This window comes from Paraburkholderia sediminicola, from assembly GCF_046027355.1.
Lineage (GTDB): Bacteria > Pseudomonadota > Gammaproteobacteria > Burkholderiales > Burkholderiaceae > Paraburkholderia > Paraburkholderia sediminicola_B.
In genome coordinates this window covers 38,976-56,107 of record NZ_JAQQEK010000046.1, presented here as the reverse complement: position 1 = coordinate 56,107, position 17,132 = coordinate 38,976, and the positions used below count along the sequence as shown (strand labels likewise).

Below are 17,132 nucleotides of genomic sequence, written 5' to 3'. Positions count from 1 at the left end.
CGGCCGGAAATACAGGCGTGAAAACCACCCTGCCGATCCGCAACGCGTTCGCGTAGTCCGTCAGGCTTCAGTTCCTGACATTGTCTCGGCATCCAGCCAGACCCGACTCTTCAATTCCATCCCTTCGCAACACCCCAACCTGAAGCATAAAAATAGCTGTTTTCAACAGATATAAAGGCTGTCCTAAAAAAACAGCATTCATCACTTCCTCAAGCCCCTTCCTGCGCCCACCGGGTTGCATCCTTCCGTCTTAACATCCATCCCAAAATACTGTATAAATATACAGTGAAAACTCGTCGCCTCATGCTTGCTCGATGCCGGGCAGGGCGGAGCATTCCCTATTCAAGAGCGTGTCTATGGCAGCAGCGATTCAGCTTGCGACGACCGCGCTGTCGTCTCAATTACGGCGTCAGGTGTGGCAGGGCAATGAGCTTGCCGAGGCGGACTCGCGTGTGATTTCCAGTGGCTATACCGCGCTGGATCAGTTGTTGCCGGGACAAGGCTGGTCGGCTGGCGGTCTGACGGAATTGTTGGTTGAGCATGGTGGAGTGGGTGAAGTACGTCTGCTTGCCCATGCGCTGCGTCATCTGACGAAGCAAACCGGGCGGCATGTCATGCTCGTGGCGCCTCCGTATCAGCCATGCGCCGCCGCATTGAAGGCGTGGGGTGTCGATGTCGAACGAGTCTTGTGGGTGCGCTCGAGTGAAGACCAGGCTCTGTGGGCCGCCGCTCAGGCCTTGAAGCAGGATGGCATCGGCGCGGTCCTGGTTTGGCTACCGAATGCGCGTGCCGACAAGGTCCGACGTCTGCAAGTGGCGGCTCAGGAGTCGGCATCGCTGGCATTTTTGATCCGGCCTGTCGAGGCCGCCACGCAATCCTCCCCGGCGCCATTGCGCATGATCTGCGAGCCGCTCTTGCCGGCCAATGCGCAGACGATCAACCGTCGTCAATGGCTGCAGGAGATTGGTTTGTCGATCGACATCTTCAAGCGTCGCGGGCCGCCGCTAGCCGAGCCTCTTCGTCTCGTTTTGCCTTTACAAAGCGTCTTGTTGCCGGAAGACGGAGTCGGCCGTCATCAAGGGCCAGAGATCAAACATGCTGTGGATCGCAGTCACATTGCCACTCTTGTCGCTGGAAGCGGTGAAGCCTCTCCCGCCGCTCCAGGATGGTTCGCTCGCGAAGCCGAATCGGCGTGAGTCGCGCGACGAGACAAGCCAACTTCACGATGCCGAAAACATCGTTGAAGGGCGTTGTTACGCGCTAGCCGATCACGCGCACATCCTGATGCCCGATCTCGACGCGCTGCGTGCCGGCGTGCATGCGGGTCATTCGCGTTCGTACGCCTTGGTGTTGGCGCCGGGGCTTGAACTGCTTGCTGCCGATGCCGCCCGCGAAACTCAGGCATTCGAAGCCATAGCGCTCGCCTTGCTGGCATACACACCGAAAGTGTCGCTTGCCGATGCGCACACTCTGTTGCTGGAGGTCGGCTCCGGTTTGAGATTGTTCGGCGGCTTGCGCGAGTTGTTGTCGCGGGTGTCTGCCACGGTGGCGGAATTCGGCTATACGGCGCGCATCGCTTGCGCGCCGACCGCCTGGGGAGCGTGGCTGTTGGCGCAGGCGCGCGCCGTTCGGCAGGGAAATCGCTGGCACGTCATCAAGGAGACGTCGCTTGCGCGTGTCCTCGATGGCTTATCCGTCTCGCTGCTGCCGGTCACGCAGGCGCATCGCGATGCGTTTTCGCACGTCGGCTGTACGACGCTGGCCGATTTGCGTCAATTGCCACGTTCGGGTGTCGTGCGACGTTTCGGCAGCGGCATTCTGGATCTGCTGGCGCAGGCGTATGGCGCGCGCCCGGATCCACGCGAATCGTTTCGTGCGCCGGCGTCGTTTCATGCGCAACTGGAGTTGCCCTCGCGGGTCGATAGCGCGGATGCCTTGCTGTTCGCGGCGCGTCGGCTGATCGTGCAGTTGGCCGGCTGGCTGAGCGCGCATCATGCAGCGCTCAGCGGCTATACGTTGCTGCTGGAACATGAACTGGCGTCCCGTCACGCACCGAAGACATCGAGCCTGAAGGTCGCGTGGGCCATACCGTCGCGTGATGCCGAGCATCTGATCTGGTTGTTGCGGGAAAAGTTGAATCAGACCGTGCTGGCGGCACCGGTCATCGAGTTGAAGCTGGTCGCTGATCAGATCGGTGAATATGCCGGGCAGTCGGACACCTTGTTTCCCATGCCCGAATCGGATGGCGATTCGATTGCGCGTCTGCTCGAGCGCCTGAGCGCGCGATTAGGGCCGGAGAATGTGCTGCAGATGTCGGTGCAGGACGATCATCGTCCCGAGCGGGCAATGCGCGTCGAAGCCTACCAGGCGCAAGCGTTTTCGCGCAAGAAGCGTTCGCCTGCGAAGTCCCGCTCGAAGATCAAAGCGGACAAAACCTGGCTGACCGATGAGTTGCGGCACGCTGCCGCGGAGGAAGGGCGCGAAGACGGCGAGGCGGTCGCCTACGCCATTGAGGCGACCGGAGCGACCGACGCAACCCAAGCAACCCAAGCAACCCAAGCAACCCAAGCAACCCAAGCAACCCAAGCAACCCAAGCAACCCAAGCAACCCAAGCAACCCAACGCCCATCCAAAACAAACAACGCAAAAAACACCAACACATCCGCACCGCAACCCGGCAACGCACAGGCATCCCTCGACCTACCTGACAGCGCATTGCCCTCCCAGCCTCGCCCGGTCTGGATGCTCGACAAACCGCTGCGCCTGATGATGCGCGACCAGCGGCCGATCTATCGTCGGCCGCTGAAAATGCTCACACGTACCGAACGGATTGAAGCAGGGTGGTGGGACGGCAACACTGTGGAGCGGGATTACTACGTCGCGGCCGACGATCGCGGCCATATGTTCTGGGTATACCGCGAACGCCTCAACGGCGAGTGGTATTTGCAAGGCTTGTTCGGCTAAACATCATGCCCCTGTCCCAGCCATCATTCCTCGCACAGCCGGCACTCGCCACCCAGTTGCCGGCGTATGCGGAATTGCATTGCCTGACTAATTTCTCTTTTCTGCGTGGCGCGTCGCATCCTCATGAACTCGTCGAACAGGCGATGTCGCGCGGCTACAGCGCGCTCGCGATCACCGACGAATGCTCGTTAGCAGGCGTCGTGCGCGCCCACACGGCATTGAGGGAAATCAAGGACGAGCGGGACCGTCAGCAGAAAGAGCGCGAGGACAAGGCAAGGGCTGCGCAATCGGAGGAACCGCCTTCGGCAGACGCGACAAAAACCGAAACGGCGCAACAGGAAACCGGGGAAACCACGGACACCACGGACACCACGAAAGCCGAGGCACTAAACCCCCTCCCTCACCTGATCATCGGCAGCGAACTCAACCTGACCGACGAAACCGGCGAGCCCTTCTGCACCCTGGTTGCCCTGGCAACCAACCGCAACGGTTACGGCAATCTTTCCGAGCTGATCACGCTGGCGCGCTCGCGAGCGGACAAAGGCAGCTATCGCCTTAGCCCATCCGACTTTACCGATTCGCTCCCCCATCTTGAGCATCTAAAAACGTTGCCCGATTGCGTCCTGATGCTCGTGCCGCAGCGCGCGGCGACGCTCTCGCATACGCTGCGTTGCGCGCATTGGCTCGCATCGTTCGCTGCACAACGGGCGTGGATCGCGCTCGAACTCTGGCAAACGGGCAGCGACGATCTTCAGATCGACGCCCTGCGCATGATTTCAAAAGCGAGCGGTTTGTCGCTGGTCGCGGCCGGCGGCGTTCTCATGCATGCCCGATCGCGCAAGCCGCTGCAGGACACGATGACCGCCATCGGCCTCGTCACGCCGCTATCGGCATGCGGCCATGCGCTCGAGGCGAATGCGGAGCGCCACATGCGTACGCGCGTGCGGCTCGGCAAACTGTATCCGCGCGATACGCTGGAAGAAACGCTGCGTGTCGCCGCGCTATGCCACTTCTCGCTGGACGAACTCAAGTATGAGTATCCCGAAGAACTGGTGCCCGCCGGCGAGTCGCCATCGAGTTATCTGCGCAAGCTGGTCATGGCTGGTGCGATGGAGCGCTGGCCCAAAGGCATGGACCTGAAGCGAATCGGTCAGATCGAAAAGGAATTGGGGCTGATCGCCGATCTGAAATACGAAAAGTATTTTCTGACGGTGCACGATATCGTGAGCTTCGCGCGCTCCAGAAACATTCTCTGCCAGGGGCGAGGTTCAGCGGCGAATTCGATCGTTTGTTATTGCCTGCACGTCACGGAAATCGATCCGGTGCATATGAACATGCTGATCGAGCGTTTCATCTCGCGCGCGCGCAACGAGCCGCCTGATATCGACGTCGATTTCGAGCATCAGCGGCGCGAAGAGGTGATTCAATATATCTACACGAAGTACGGCCGTCACCGGGCGGCGCTGACGGCGTCGTTGATTACGTATCACGCGCGCAGTGCGCTGAAAGACGTCGGCAAGGCGCTGGGTCTCGAAGCATCGTTGATCGAGCGGATCAGCAAGTCGCAACAATGGTGGGACGGCACGGATGCGGTCGCGAAATATCTGGCCGAAGCGGGCTTCGACGCCAACTCGCACATCACGCAGAATCTGATTCGCCTCACGAAGGAGTTGCGCGCTTTTCCGCGTCATCTGTCACAACACGTCGGTGGTTTTGTGATCGCGAAAGACAAGCTGTCGCGACTCGTGCCGATCGAGAACGCGACGATGAAAGACCGCAGCGTGATCGAATGGGACAAGGACGATATCGACGCGCTCAAGCTGCTGAAAGTCGACGTGCTGGCGCTCGGCATGTTGTCGGCGATCCGGCGCGCGCTGGAATTCGTTGCGTTGAGGCGCGGTTTTCCGACGTTCAGGGTGCAGGATATTCCGCGCGAGGATCGCGCCGTCTACGAAATGTGCGGCCACGCCGATACGATCGGCGTATTCCAGATCGAATCGCGTGCGCAGCAAAGCATGCTGCCGCGTCTGAAACCCAACAAGTACTACGATCTCGTGATCGAAGTGGCGATCGTGCGGCCCGGGCCGATTCAGGGCGGCATGGTGCATCCCTATCTGCGCCGCAAGCAGGGGCTCGAACCGGTTGACTACGCGAAGGATGAATTGCGTCCCGTGCTCGAACGCACGCTCGGCGTGCCGATTTTCCAGGAGCAGGTCATGCATCTGGCGATGGTTGCGGCGAAATATACCGGTGAGCAGGCCGATCAGTTGCGGCGCGCGATGGCCGCATGGCGGCGCAGCGGCAACCTCGCGAAGTATCAGAAGGATTTGAGCGACCGGATGTCGGCGCGCGGTTATGAACAGGAGTTCATCGAGCGCATCTGCAAACAGATCGAAGGCTTCGGCGAGTATGGTTTTCCGGAGAGCCATGCGGCAAGCTTCGCGCTGCTCGTCTATCTCAGCGCGTGGCTGAAGCGCTATGAACCGGCTGCTTTTCTGGCAGGTTTGCTGAACAGTCAGCCGTTGGGGTTTTATTCGCCGTCGCAACTCGTTCAGGATGCGAAGCGTCACGGTGTCAAGGTATTGCCGCCCGACGTGACCTTGAGCGATTGGGAGTCGACATTCGAAAGACGCGGTCATGAAGGACAGAGGATTTCAGCGGACGAAACCTGTTTGCATCGTCAGCAAGCCGTACTATCCGCGCAGCAATTGCGCGATCTCTCGCTGCGGCGCCTGACGGTGAGCAGGACGGTCCGGCGCGCGGCACAGCGATTGACTGCCCGCGTGTTTCAACCGTCGAATACCTATGGCGCTCGCGGTCCCGTCGTGCGCATCGGCATGCATCTGATCAAGGGTCTGGCGCAAGGCGCCGCCGAGCGCATCATGTCGGCTCGCAACGAGGCGCAGTTTACCGATGTCGACGATCTGGCGCGCCGTGCGGCCTTGACGCGGCGCGATCTCGAGGCGCTTGCCGCGGCGAATGCGCTGGTCAGTATCGCGGGACATCGGCGCGAAGCATGGTGGGCCGTGACGGCGCAGCACACGGTGCCGAAACTGCTGCGCGATGCGCCGATCGCCGAAGCGCCGCTGTTGTTGCCGCAAGCGGCCGAAAGCCGCGAAATCATCGATGACTACGCGAGCCTCGGCCTCACGCTCAATCGTCATCCGCTCGCGTTGTTGCGCGCACGCCTTGCTCAACATCGTTTCCGCACGGCCGCCGAACTCGCCGCGTGTCAGCACGGCACGCTGGCGCGGGCGTGCGGCATCGTCACCGTGCGGCAGCGGCCGGGCACGGCAAACGGCACGGTGTTCGTTTCCATCGAGGACGAGACCGGTTCGATCAATGTGATCGTCTGGCCGTCGCTGGTGGAAAAGCAGCGCAAAGTGCTGCTGGGGTCGTCGCTGCTGGCGGTGTACGGCGTTTTGCAGCGTGACGACGGTGTGGCGACCGGCGGCAATGGAGTGAGCGCGAATCAGGGCGGCAAGGTGAAAAAGAAACACAAAGGCGAGGTGATCCATCTGGTCGCTCATCGTCTCGAGGATCACAGCGAATGGCTCGGCGAACTGGCCACGGCGAGCCGCGATTTTCATTGAGGGCGGCTGTTGCCGTAACCAAGCCTGCCATTGCGACGTAAGGCCGTCGTCGCGCCGGCCATCGCTCACAGAACAACACAAGCGACTTGCCGCGACAGTCCTACCTGCCGGCAGACGAGACGTTCTACGCTTGCGCCGCAGTACCTCGCCACGGAAACGCGGCCAATATTTGCCGGATCGCCATATCGAACGGCGTTCGCCGCCCGATCCCGAGCGCTTCGAGCCGGCTCGAAGCCAAGTGACAGTTATGCGGGCGCGGCGTCGCATCGGTCGGCGTGTGTTGCGGCGTCAAATGCGCGTCGAGTTGCAGCGCTTCGGCAAGGCGCACGGCGATCTCGTACTTGTTCATCGGTTCGTCGCCGGACCATTGCACGATGCCGCGAATCGCGTCGCCCTGCGCATGCCGTTCGAGCATTTGCCGGATCACGAACGCGACGTCCGGCGTGAAGGTGGGATAACGGATCGCCCATGCATCCATGACGGCGAGCTTGCCACCAGGCGCGGCCGACGCGGCGATCGCCGGCACGAGACTCGTCACGGCCGACTCCGCCCAACTGACGATCGGCCCATACAGCAGAGGCAAACGCAGCACGCAGCCGAGGTCGGTCGATTCAGCCAGCGCACGCTCGCCTTCGAGCTTGCTGTGCCCATAGGCGTTGAGCGGCGCGGGCGAGGAATCGTGCTGGTAGGGCGGGTGCGAGCCGTCGAACACGTAATCGGTGGAGATCGACAACGTCCATGCGCCGCGCCGGTTCGCCGCCGCGGCAAGGGTGCGCACCGCGTCGACATTCAGCGCGCGGGCTAGCGCGGGATCATGCTCGCACACGTCCGGCCGACGCTCCGCCGCGGCAATCACGAGCGCGTCCGGCGCTTCGCGCTCGACGAACTGCTCGACCGCTCGCGCGTCGCGTATATCCAGCGCGACCTTGCCCGGCGCCGGCCGGCTGAACGCGGTGGCGACGACTTGCCAGCCGGTCTGCCGCGCCAGTTCGTCGACGAGCGCGCGGCCGAGCAGCCCGGAGGCGCCAATGACGGCAACTTTGAACATGACGTGATCTCGCTTAGCGGGCGGCGCCGGACGCGCCGCTTGTTGCGTCATTTGTTGCGCCATTTGCGATGCCCGTCACCGTGTAGCCGGCTTCGTCGATGGCGGCCTTCAGCGTCTCAGCCGGTTGCGCCGATTCGACCGCCACGCGCCCGGATGCCAGATCCACGTGGACTTGCGCGGCTTCATCGTGTTCGCGGATTGCGTTCGTCACCGCCGCCACACAGTGCTGGCAGCTCATGCCTTCTACCTGAAATTCGATTGTCATCGGGATTGCCTCGTAAAAATGGATAGTGCGATGGTTGAATTATGCCTGCCGATGCGCAATTGAGTGGAAGACCTTCCCATCATGGGAAGGTGTACGATCGACGTACATACACTGGGGGAAAGAGCCATGAATATCGGCGAAGCGGCGCGCGCGTCGGGCGTCACGGCGAAAATGATTCGCTACTACGAGAGCGTCGGATTGTTGGCGGCGAAAGCGCGCACGAGTGCCGGTTACCGCGTATACGGTCCACAAGAGGTTCATTCGCTGCGCTTCATTCGCCAGGCGCGCCGGCTCGGCTTTCTGGTCGAAGACATTCGACGGCTGCTGGCGCTGTGGCACGACCGCTCGCGCGCCAGTGCCGAAGTGAAGACGATTGCGCTGGAACACGTTGCGGAGCTGGATCGCCGTATCGCCGAACTGACCGACATGCGCGACACATTGGCGCACCTGGCCGACCATTGTCACGGCGACGACCGTCCTGATTGTCCGATTATCGAGCGCCTCGCCGACACCGATCTGGTTTCGGGGCAGGGTTGTCATCCGATTTGAGATTGTGTTTTGCCGCAGGTGCAACCTTGTGCCTCGATTTATCGCAACCGCAGTGATGTTTGCACCAATATTGGGCGAAAAATATGGGGTGGCATCAATTGAAGCGAAAAATCGATCTCGAATTGAGTTAAATCAATCACTTGACCGCACCACGCGCGTGCACCATTCCAAAACGGAATGCACGTCATGCGGGCATTTCACTAGCCAGGTTGCACTATAGGGCTATAATCCGGGTTAACCCTTTTACGGGAAATCCCTGATGCCCAATCCACCGGGGATTCAATCTGATCCTTGGAGAACATCATGTTTGCATACGTACTTGAAAAGCTGAGCACCTGGTTTGAAACCGCTGAACGCACCCGTCGCGAAGCCTATCTGGCATCGTCGTCGGACATCGTCCAGCTCGAACAGCGCATCCGCTCGCTCGAAACCAACGGCTACTCGCTGTAAGTTTCAACTGCATCAAGTTTGACCGGCAGCGCTAGTCGCGCAGCCACGGCAGTAAAAGCGTCAAGCCCCGTCTGTGCGGGGCTTTGTCACATCTGGACGTCGAAAATTTGAGTCCGACGGCGTCAGCGGACTATTTGTGGCGAATATCGACTAGCCTCGCGGCGACCGTCGCGGTAAGGTAAGGCGTTTTCCGCGAAATCCGGCTTTTCCCAAACTCAACCGGTCCGCCCATGTCACCTGTCCGCCCGCTCAAATCCCTCCTGGCCGTGACCATTGCAGCGTCGCTGAGCGCGGTTTTCGCCGCGTCGACCGCTTGTGCTGCGTCGACCAGCGCGCGCAAGCCGGTGATTCTCGACTCGCAGAGCGGCATCAACGACGGCCAGAGCGGCACCGTGCTGCAGACCGCGCCGCTTTCGCGTCAACCGATCGTCGAAGCGCAGCCAATCGCGACGCCGGCCGAACTGGCGCCGAATTCGTCGATCCCGATCATCGTTGCGCCTTATATCCAGTTGCCCGCGGGCGGAGGCATGCCGCCGCCGCAACCGCAGCCTCGTCCAGTGCCTCGGCCGCAATAAGCGCTCGCGACGCGACCGCTCCCGCCAGTCCTTTTCCTTTTCCATCTCCGTTGACCCTTCGGTGCGGGGCTAGTCCGCTGCGGGGTCGACGCCTGCGCGAGTACACCCGCGATTGACGCAGCTCCGCCTTACACGCCGACGACGACAGCGCGTGACTGCTGGATATGAGCACAGGCAGGGGATCGACGACTCATGCGCCGATGCGCTGCGTGCGCCATTGGGGTTTGGGCGCATGGCGCGGGCGAAACCGTCCGACGACAATCATCGCGCGGTCTCTCGCCACCGACTCGGGCCACACGTCAAGCCCGGCGGCGCCGTATCGAACGAAAAACAGAACAAGGAGACATCGAAATGCCGACTCACTGGATGCGACAGGCCGCCGGCGCCTGCGTCACGCTGCTTGCGCTGGCCGCGCTGCCTGGCGCCGCGCTCGCCAAAGACACACCGGAAAAGCCCACGCTGACGATGGCCGTCGGTGGTCTGCCGGGCCTTTATTATCTGCCGGTGCTCGCCGCGCAACAGTTGGGCTACTTCAAGGACGAAGGCCTCGACGTCACGCTCGAGGATTTCGCGGGCGGATCAAAAGCTCTGGAAGCGGTCGTGGGAGGAAGCGCCGACGTGGGCGCAGGCGCATTTGAGCACACGCTGTTCATGCAGGAGAAAGGGCAGCACTACCGGGCGTTCGTGTTGATGGGGCGCGCGCCGCAGATCGTCGTCGCCGTGTTGAAGTCGAAAGCCGATCAGTTCAAGACTTTGGCGGACTTCAAAGGCGCGAAAGTCGGTGTGAGCGCGCCGGGTTCGTCGACGGATCTCGTGCTCACCGTGGCTTTGCGCAAAGCCGGCGTGCAGCGCAACGAGATTTCGGCGATCGGCGTGGGCAGCGGCGCCTCCGTGCTCGCAGCGGTAAGCGGCGGCCAGATCGACGCGCTCTCCAACGTGGATCCGATGATGACCAAACTGACGCGCAGTGGCGCGATCAAGGTGCTCGTCGATACGCGCACGGTGAAGGGCACGCAAGAGGTATTCGGCGGGACAATGCCGGCGGCGACGCTCTACGCCTCGGACAATTTCATCCAGAAATATCCGAAGACGACGCAGGCGCTCGCCAATGCCATCGTGCGCGCGGATCACTGGCTACAGACCGCAAGCGATGCCGATCTGCTGAAGATGGTGCCGCCGGCCTATCTGCTCAACGACTCGGCGCTTTATGTGGAAGCCTTCCACAACGTGCGCGATGCCTATTCGCCGGACGGCTTGATGCCCGCGGATGGCCCGGCGACGTCATTGCGCGCATTATCCTCGTTCGATAATCGGCTCGATCCGAAAAAGATCGACCTGAACGCGACCTATACCAACGACTTTGCCCGGAAGGCCGCGGCGCAGCTCAAGTAGTCGGCGGCGTAGGCTGACTGAGCAGCCGGACCGGCTGCGCGCGTCGTGCGCGCGTGGCCGGCGACAACAACGCTAGCCCGGCTCGGCGAACTGCGTACGCTCGGAGGCCGCAAAAGCTCGCAGGCCGCAAAAGCTCGCAGGCCGCAAAAAGCTCACAGCCGACAAAATCTCACCTCCCGCAACAAGAAGCTCAGTCGCCGCGATACTCCACCTTAAACTGCGCGGCCTTGTCCTCGCCAAGCGCCTTGACGAGCCACGGCATCTGATCCTTCAGCGTTTTTGCCAGCGTATACGGCGGGTTCAGAATGAACATGCCGCTACCAAAAAGTCCAAACCCATCCTCGGGCGGATTGCTGACAGTCAGGCTCACGTGCAGCCAGTTCTTGTCCTGCAGCTTCTTCAACTGATCGGGGAAGCGCTGCGACTCAGGCCGCCTCACCTGCGGATACCAGACCGCATAAGTGCCCGTCGGAAACCGCTTCAAACTTTCTTCGACGCAGCGCAGCGTGCGAATGTAGTCGCGCTTGTCCTCATACGATGGATCGAGCAGCACCAGCGCGCGGCGTGGGGCCGGCGGCAACAAGGCGAGGATGCCGTCGAAGCCGTCGCCCGCATAGAGCATGGCGCGGCGGCCCGCGTCGCGGAAATTGTGGCGCAGTACGTCGATTTCGGTGGTGTGCAGCTCGAACAGGCGCATGCGATCCTGTTCGCGCATCTGCCGCCACGCGATATATGGTGAGCCGGGATAGAAGCGCAACTGGCCGTCCGGATTGAGCGCGCTCACTTCGTCGACGTAGTCGGCGAACATCGGTGGCAGGTCGTTGCGTCCCCACAGTTTGCCGATGCCGGTCTGGAACTCGCCGGTTTTGGTCGCGTAACCTTCCTTCAGCGAGTAGACGCCGGCGCCCGCATGCGTGTCGATATACCAGTAGGATTTATCCTTCTGGCCGAGGTAGCGCAGGAGCTGCAACACGACGGCGTGTTTCAGAACGTCGGCGTGATTGCCTGCATGAAAGGCGTGGCGGTAGCTGAGCATGATGAGGAGACGCTGAAAGAGGGCGTGCCGCTCCAGGGCGGATTCGGCGATGCGGATGCAATGCGGCTGCACAACGGGCATACGATGCCGGTGTGCAGCGCGGTCGCGTATTGTACGCGACGCCGCGTTGCGCCCCGCGCATTGCAGGAGTTCCGCGCGTAACACGACCATGGCCGCGATGCCGCCACGGCCATGTTACGCGGTCACGCGAGTCCGGTCAGTCGTGCGCGTCGCCGATAATCTCCTCGATTCGCGTCTTGATCTCCGGCGTGATCCGCTCGGCCACCTCGGCGGACTTCATGTTCTCGCCGATCTGTTCGACCCGCGACGCACCCGTGATTACCGTAGTCACATTGGGATTCTTCAGAATCCAGCCAATGGCCAGCTGACCGACCGTGCAGCCCAACTCGTCCGCCACTTCGCCGAGCTTGCCGACCACGTTGTTCTTGCCGGCGTCGGTGACCTGCTTGCGCAGCCAGTCGTAGCCTTGCAATTGCGCGCGGCTGTCGGCCGGTACGCCGTCACGGTATTTGCCGGTCAGCAAGCCGGATGCAAGCGGGCTCCAGGTGGTCAGCCCGAGGCCGATATCCTCGTAAAGCCGCTTGTATTCCTGCTCGACGCGGTTGCGATGGAACAGGTTGTACTGCGGCTGTTCCATGACCGGCTTGTGCAGATGATGCCGTTCCGCGATGTCGTAAGCGGCGCGAATTTCATCGGCGCTCCATTCGGACGTGCCCCAGTACAGCGCCTTGCCGCGCGTGATCATGTCGCTCATGGCCCAGACGGTTTCCTCCACGGGCGTGTTCGGGTCGGGACGATGACAGAACACGAGATCAACATAGTCGAGTTGCAGACGTTTGAGCGACGCGTCGATCGCGTTCAGCAAATATTTGCGGTTCAACGTGTGGTACTGGTTCGGTGCTTCCGCGAGTCCCCAGAAGAATTTCGTCGACACCACATAGCTCACGCGCGGCCACGCCAGTTCCTTGAGCGCCTGGCCCATGATCTCTTCGGATTTGCCGCCGGCATACACCTCGGCGTTATCGAAGAAGTTGACTCCCGCGTCGCGCGCGGCAGCGAGCGATTCGCGCGCCGCGTGGGTGTCCACCTGATTGCCGTAGGTGACCCACGAGCCGATGGACAGTTCGCTGACTTGCAGGCCGGAACGGCCCAGACGTCGATAATTCATGCATTCCTCCTTGTTGGTGATGCCACCGGAATCCCGCCGAAAACGTCCAGTTTAAAGAGATACGCTTCGATGCGCTTTTAACCGATGGAGTTCACACGGTTCATGCACAATAGCAGCGTTGGCCGCAGTGCAGCATTCGGCCGAACGGCCTATACCGTTTGGCTGACTTCACGCCGCACGCGGCCCGTGGTCTCATTGTCATCAACTGCATGGAGGTTCTGGATGTCGTCAACGAACACGAATCTGAATGGCAAAGTCGCGGTGGTTACCGGCGCCGCAAGCGGCATCGGCAAGCAGATTGCGCTGACTCTTTCCGCGGCGGGCGCGGCTGTCGCGATCGCCGACCTGAATCAGGACGGGGCGAACGCCGTCGCTGAAGAAATCAAAAAGGGCGGCGGCAAGGCAATCGGCGTGGCGATGGATGTCACGAGCGAAGACGCCGTCAATCAGGGCATCGACAAAGTGGCCGCGGAACTCGGCTCGGTCGATATTCTCATTTCCAACGCCGGCATTCAGATCGTCAATCCGATCGAAAACTATTCGTTTTCGGATTGGAAGAAAATGCAGGCGATCCACGTGGACGGCGCCTTCCTGACCACCAAGGCGGCGCTCAAGCACATGTACAAGGACGATCGCGGCGGCATCGTGATCTACATGGGCTCGGTCCACTCGCACGAAGCATCGCCGCTCAAATCGGCCTATGTGACGGCCAAGCACGCTCTGCTGGGTCTCGCGCGCGTGCTGGCTAAAGAAGGCGCAAAGCACAACGTGCGCTCGCATGTGGTGTGTCCGGGTTTCGTACGCACGCCGCTCGTCGACAAGCAGATTCCCGAACAGGCCAAGGAGCTGGGCATCAGCGAGGAAGACGTGGTCAAGCGCGTCATGCTGGGCGGCACGGTCGACGGTGTCTTCACCACGGTGGAAGACGTCGCGCAAACGGTGCTGTTCCTGTCCACGTTCCCGACAGCGGCGCTGACCGGCCAGTCCTTTATTGTGAGCCACGGCTGGTACATGCAATAAGGAGGTGCCTATGGCGCAACGCAATCTCAAGCGGGCGCGCGTCGGCGCGCCCGGCGACGGGGAAGGCGAGGGCGCGGGTCCGGCGCCCGCCGCGCATCCCGGCCGGCACCTCCATTTGCCCAACTACGAAACCGTTGCCTTGATGCTGCAAGGCGGCGGCGCATTGGGCGCCTATCAGGCTGGCGTCTTTCAGGGACTTTACGAGGCCGGCATCGAGCCGAACTGGCTGGCCGGCATTTCGATCGGCGCGTTGAATACGGCGATCATTGCCGGCAATCCGCCCGAAAAGCGGGTCGAACGGCTGTTGCAGTTCTGGGAGACGATTTGCCAGCCGGCCTTCGGCCCGCCGTTACCCGCGTTTATCGAGCACGCGCTCTTCAATTCCAGCGACGCCGTGCGTAAGGCCTTTACGGCAACGCAGGCAATCGGCGCCATCGTCGAGGGGCAAAAAGGCTTTTTCGTGCCGCGCTTTCCGCCGCCGTTGCCCACCGTATCCGGGCCGCCGCAGCTGGCCAGCTATTACGACACCACGCCGCTGAAGGCTACGCTCGAAGCGTTCTGCGATTTCGACCGGATCAATTCGAAGGAAATGCGCGTGTCGGTGGGGGCGGTCAATTGCGGCACGGGTAATTTCGCGTACTTCGATAACACGCATACAACGCTCAGGCCCGAGCATTTCATGGCGTCAGGCGCGTTGCCGCCCGGCTTCGCGGCGGTCGAGATCGACGGTCAGTACTACTGGGACGGTGGGTTGATGTCGAACACGCCGCTCTACGAGGTGATCCAGTCCACGCCGCGTCGCGACACGCTCGCCTTCCAGGTCGATCTCTGGAGCGCGATCGGGCCGGTGCCGGACAACATCACCGACGTGCAAGGGCGCATGAAAGACATCCAGTATTCGAGCCGCACGCGTCTTGTGACCGATATGCTGCAACGGTCGCAGCGTTTCCGGCACGTGCTGCGCGAGGTGCTGGATCGCGTGCCGTCCGATCAGCGTGACGACCCGTGGTGCAAGCTGGCCGAAGATCTGTCGTGTTCGAAGCGCTACAACGTGGTCCATCTCATCTACCGGCACAAGGAGTACGAAGGGCACTACAAGGACTTTCAATTCGGCCTGTCGACGATGCGCGAACATTGGCAAAGCGGTTTGGAAGACATCCGTCATTCGCTCGCGCAACCGGGTTGGCTCGACATGCCGGATAACGACGCAGGTTTTGTGACGCACGATATCCATCGGGATTCGCGCTGAACGAACCTCCGGTCTGAGTAGCGCGTGACGGAAATGGGTCGCAGCAATTGTGGCAGTCCTTGCTGTATCGAAAGCGGCTTTGTTCGAGCAACAAGCAACAAGCAAGTTGCAAACTGCAATCAGGCCGCAAACAAAAACGGCGCCCTAAAAAGGGCGCCGTTTTCACAAGCATTTCCAGCGGAGCGCGTGCAATCAATGCCCGCGCCCGCCAATACCTTACTTCAACACGTGAGCAACCGCGTTGGCCACCACGTCGAGGTTGCGCGTATTCAGCGCAGCCACGCAGATACGGCCCGTGCCCACGGCGTAGATGCCGAACTCTTCGCGCAGACGGTCCACTTGCGGTGCCGTCAGGCCCGAGTACGAGAACATGCCGCGTTGCGCGTTCACGAAGCTGAAGTCGCGATCCACGCCGCTAGCCTTGAGGCGTTCGACCAGACCATTGCGCATGGCGCGGATGCGGTCACGCATTTCGGCCAATTCGGTTTCCCACGTGGCGCGCAGTTCCGGCGACGCGAGCACTGCCGCGACCACCGAGCCGCCGTGCGTCGGCGGGTTCGAGTAGTTCGTGCGGATCACGCGCTTGAGTTGCGACAGCACGCGAGCGGCTTCTTCCTTGCTTGCCGTGATGATCGACAGCGCGCCGACGCGCTCGCCGTACAGCGAGAACGACTTCGAGAACGACGACGACACGAACACGTTCAGTTCCGACGCCGCGAACAGACGCACGGCCGCGGCGTCCGCTTCGATGTTGTCGCCGAAACCTTGATAGGCGATGTCGAGGAACGGCACCAGATTGCGCGCCTTGACCACTTCGACAACCTGCTTCCATTGCTCGACGCTCAGGTCCACGCCGGTCGGGTTGTGGCAGCACGCGTGCAGCACGACGACGGTGCCGGCGGCATAGCTGTTCAGCGCGCTCAGCATGGCGTCGAAATTCACGCCGTGAGTGTGCGCGTCGTAGTACGGGTACGACACGACTTCGAAGCCTGCGCTTTCGAACAGCGCACGGTGGTTTTCCCAGCTCGGATCGCTGATCGCGACCTTGGTGTTCGGGTTCAAGCGCTTCAGGAAGTCCGCGCCGATCTTCAGCGCGCCCGTGCCGCCCAATGCTTGCGCCGTCACGACGCGGCCTGCTGCGATCAGCGGCGAGTCGTTGCCGAGCAGCAGTTTCTGCACGGCGGCGTCGTAAGCGGCAATGCCTTCGATCGGCAGATACCCGCGCGGCAGCGCGGCTTCGACGCGAGCCTTTTCGGCGTCGCGCACGGCGCGCAGCAGCGGAATCTTGCCTTCTTCGTTGAAGTACACGCCGACGCCAAGGTTGACCTTGGTGGTGCGCGCATCGGCGTTGAAGGCTTCGTTCAGGCCCAGAATCGGGTCGCGGGGAGCAAGTTCGACGGCGGAGAACAGAGACATGATGGGTGGGCAGCAGTAGTGAGAAGAGGGCGGCTTCGATCGCGGGCGGCCAGACCAGCGGCGTCCGACGCAAAACGCGGACGGGCTGCGGACAGCGGCGAGCGAGCGCAGCTTCGCATTGTAACGAATTCGCGACCGTTTTTCGGACGCCAACGCCGGTCGGAGGGATTTTTTTGCTTGAAAAACAGGCACTCCGGCGCCACGTGGCAAGAGCGGCGCTGCCTGGCAAGGCCGCGCGGAAAAGCCCAGGGAGCGACGCGCAGCCGCGCGTGACCACGGCCTGCAGTGAGCGTTCGGCCGCCGTGACCGGAAGCCGCGCGACTGCTCCGAAGGGCTGTACCATCGCGTCGGACCATACCCACGCGAGCGCCCAAAACCCTACGCAG

The 17,132-nt window shown here is 61.8% G+C and carries 14 protein-coding genes; 9 read left to right on the top strand and 5 right to left on the bottom strand.

From position 1 onward, the window contains the following. Window positions 1-356 precede the first annotated feature (356 nt). The 3 genes from imuA to PQR42_RS41295 are packed head-to-tail and all read left to right on the top strand — an operon-like array spanning window position 357 to window position 6,557. Window positions 357-1,196 carry a translesion DNA synthesis-associated protein ImuA gene (gene imuA / locus PQR42_RS41305; RefSeq protein ID WP_408219590.1) on the top strand — a complete coding sequence of 280 codons (840 nt, stop codon included), beginning with the start codon at window positions 357-359 and terminating at the stop codon, window positions 1,194-1,196. Further along, window positions 1,096-2,964, top strand: coding sequence for a Y-family DNA polymerase (locus tag PQR42_RS41300; RefSeq protein ID WP_408393260.1), 1,869 nt, complete (start codon window positions 1,096-1,098; stop codon window positions 2,962-2,964). Before imuA ends, PQR42_RS41300 begins: the two co-directional genes overlap by 101 nt. A gap of 5 nt (window positions 2,965-2,969) precedes the next feature. Further along, complete coding sequence (locus PQR42_RS41295; protein WP_408393263.1) at window positions 2,970-6,557, top strand: error-prone DNA polymerase; 3,588 nt, start codon at window positions 2,970-2,972, stop codon at window positions 6,555-6,557. Between the two features lie 124 nt (window positions 6,558-6,681). Here the strand turns inward: PQR42_RS41295 and PQR42_RS41290 are convergent, their stop codons facing one another. Together PQR42_RS41290 and PQR42_RS41285 are read right to left on the bottom strand one after the other, a co-directional pair. After that, window positions 6,682-7,605: a dTDP-4-dehydrorhamnose reductase family protein gene (locus PQR42_RS41290; RefSeq protein ID WP_408393266.1), complete on the bottom strand. Its 924-nt coding sequence runs from the start codon at window positions 7,603-7,605 to the stop codon at window positions 6,682-6,684. A gap of 13 nt (window positions 7,606-7,618) precedes the next feature. After that, window positions 7,619-7,870, bottom strand: a complete 252-nt coding sequence (locus PQR42_RS41285) for a heavy-metal-associated domain-containing protein (RefSeq protein WP_408219602.1) — start codon at window positions 7,868-7,870, stop codon at window positions 7,619-7,621. Window positions 7,871-7,996: 126 nt separating this feature from the next. On the opposite strand from PQR42_RS41285, the gene cueR reads away from it, so the two are divergent. The 4 genes from cueR (at window position 7,997) to PQR42_RS41265 (ending at window position 10,836) form a co-directional block, all read left to right on the top strand. Further along, complete coding sequence (cueR, locus tag PQR42_RS41280; RefSeq protein ID WP_408219605.1) at window positions 7,997-8,419, top strand: Cu(I)-responsive transcriptional regulator; 423 nt, start codon at window positions 7,997-7,999, stop codon at window positions 8,417-8,419. 303 nt (window positions 8,420-8,722) lie between these two features. After that, a complete protein-coding gene (locus PQR42_RS41275; RefSeq protein WP_012432419.1) occupies window positions 8,723-8,869 on the top strand; it encodes a DUF3563 family protein in 147 nt (48 codons plus the stop codon). Window positions 8,870-9,099: 230 nt separating this feature from the next. After that, the gene (locus tag PQR42_RS41270; protein WP_408393270.1) at window positions 9,100-9,444 is read left to right on the top strand and encodes a hypothetical protein; all 345 of its coding nucleotides are present in this window, start codon (window positions 9,100-9,102) and stop codon (window positions 9,442-9,444) included. A gap of 351 nt (window positions 9,445-9,795) precedes the next feature. Continuing rightward, entirely contained in the window at window positions 9,796-10,836 is a 1,041-nt protein-coding gene (locus PQR42_RS41265; RefSeq protein WP_408393273.1) for an ABC transporter substrate-binding protein, read from the top strand. 190 nt (window positions 10,837-11,026) lie between these two features. Here PQR42_RS41265 and PQR42_RS41260 read toward each other — a convergent pair whose 3' ends face one another. Both PQR42_RS41260 and PQR42_RS41255 read right to left on the bottom strand, forming a co-directional pair. Further along, complete coding sequence (locus PQR42_RS41260; protein ID WP_106312447.1) at window positions 11,027-11,872, bottom strand: 23S rRNA (adenine(2030)-N(6))-methyltransferase RlmJ; 846 nt, start codon at window positions 11,870-11,872, stop codon at window positions 11,027-11,029. A 217-nt stretch (window positions 11,873-12,089) separates the two neighbouring features. Beyond that, a complete protein-coding gene (locus tag PQR42_RS41255; RefSeq protein WP_408393275.1) occupies window positions 12,090-13,061 on the bottom strand; it encodes a potassium channel beta subunit family protein in 972 nt (323 codons plus the stop codon). Window positions 13,062-13,283: 222 nt separating this feature from the next. Here PQR42_RS41255 and PQR42_RS41250 point away from each other — a divergent pair, with 222 nt between their 5' ends. Together PQR42_RS41250 and PQR42_RS41245 are read left to right on the top strand one after the other, a co-directional pair. After that, window positions 13,284-14,081 (top strand): 3-hydroxybutyrate dehydrogenase, encoded by a 798-nt coding sequence (locus PQR42_RS41250; RefSeq protein WP_408219614.1) that lies wholly within the window; start codon window positions 13,284-13,286, stop codon window positions 14,079-14,081. 10 nt (window positions 14,082-14,091) lie between these two features. Further along, window positions 14,092-15,330, top strand: a complete 1,239-nt coding sequence (locus tag PQR42_RS41245) for a DUF3734 domain-containing protein (RefSeq protein ID WP_408393277.1) — start codon at window positions 14,092-14,094, stop codon at window positions 15,328-15,330. Between the two features lie 216 nt (window positions 15,331-15,546). On the opposite strand, the gene PQR42_RS41240 is transcribed toward PQR42_RS41245, so the two are convergent. Then, a complete protein-coding gene (locus PQR42_RS41240) occupies window positions 15,547-16,746 on the bottom strand; it encodes an amino acid aminotransferase (protein WP_408219619.1) in 1,200 nt (399 codons plus the stop codon). Between the last annotated feature and the right edge of the window lie 386 nt (window positions 16,747-17,132).

Excerpts from the sequence above, each read along its gene's own strand:
- imuA (WP_408219590.1), top strand. The coding sequence starts at position 357 with ATGGCAGCAGCGATTCAGCTTGCGACGACCGCGCTGTCGTCTCAATTA.
- PQR42_RS41300 (WP_408393260.1), top strand. The coding sequence starts at position 1,096 with ATGCTGTGGATCGCAGTCACATTGCCACTCTTGTCGCTGGAAGCGGTG.
- PQR42_RS41295 (WP_408393263.1), top strand. The coding sequence starts at position 2,970 with ATGCCCCTGTCCCAGCCATCATTCCTCGCACAGCCGGCACTCGCCACC.
- PQR42_RS41290 (WP_408393266.1), bottom strand. The coding sequence starts at position 7,605 with ATGTTCAAAGTTGCCGTCATTGGCGCCTCCGGGCTGCTCGGCCGCGCG.
- PQR42_RS41285 (WP_408219602.1), bottom strand. The coding sequence starts at position 7,870 with ATGACAATCGAATTTCAGGTAGAAGGCATGAGCTGCCAGCACTGTGTG.
- cueR (WP_408219605.1), top strand. The coding sequence starts at position 7,997 with ATGAATATCGGCGAAGCGGCGCGCGCGTCGGGCGTCACGGCGAAAATG.
- PQR42_RS41275 (WP_012432419.1), top strand. The coding sequence starts at position 8,723 with ATGTTTGCATACGTACTTGAAAAGCTGAGCACCTGGTTTGAAACCGCT.
- PQR42_RS41270 (WP_408393270.1), top strand. The coding sequence starts at position 9,100 with ATGTCACCTGTCCGCCCGCTCAAATCCCTCCTGGCCGTGACCATTGCA.
- PQR42_RS41265 (WP_408393273.1), top strand. The coding sequence starts at position 9,796 with ATGCCGACTCACTGGATGCGACAGGCCGCCGGCGCCTGCGTCACGCTG.
- PQR42_RS41260 (WP_106312447.1), bottom strand. The coding sequence starts at position 11,872 with ATGCTCAGCTACCGCCACGCCTTTCATGCAGGCAATCACGCCGACGTT.
- PQR42_RS41255 (WP_408393275.1), bottom strand. The coding sequence starts at position 13,061 with ATGAATTATCGACGTCTGGGCCGTTCCGGCCTGCAAGTCAGCGAACTG.
- PQR42_RS41250 (WP_408219614.1), top strand. The coding sequence starts at position 13,284 with ATGTCGTCAACGAACACGAATCTGAATGGCAAAGTCGCGGTGGTTACC.
- PQR42_RS41245 (WP_408393277.1), top strand. The coding sequence starts at position 14,092 with ATGGCGCAACGCAATCTCAAGCGGGCGCGCGTCGGCGCGCCCGGCGAC.
- PQR42_RS41240 (WP_408219619.1), bottom strand. The coding sequence starts at position 16,746 with ATGTCTCTGTTCTCCGCCGTCGAACTTGCTCCCCGCGACCCGATTCTG.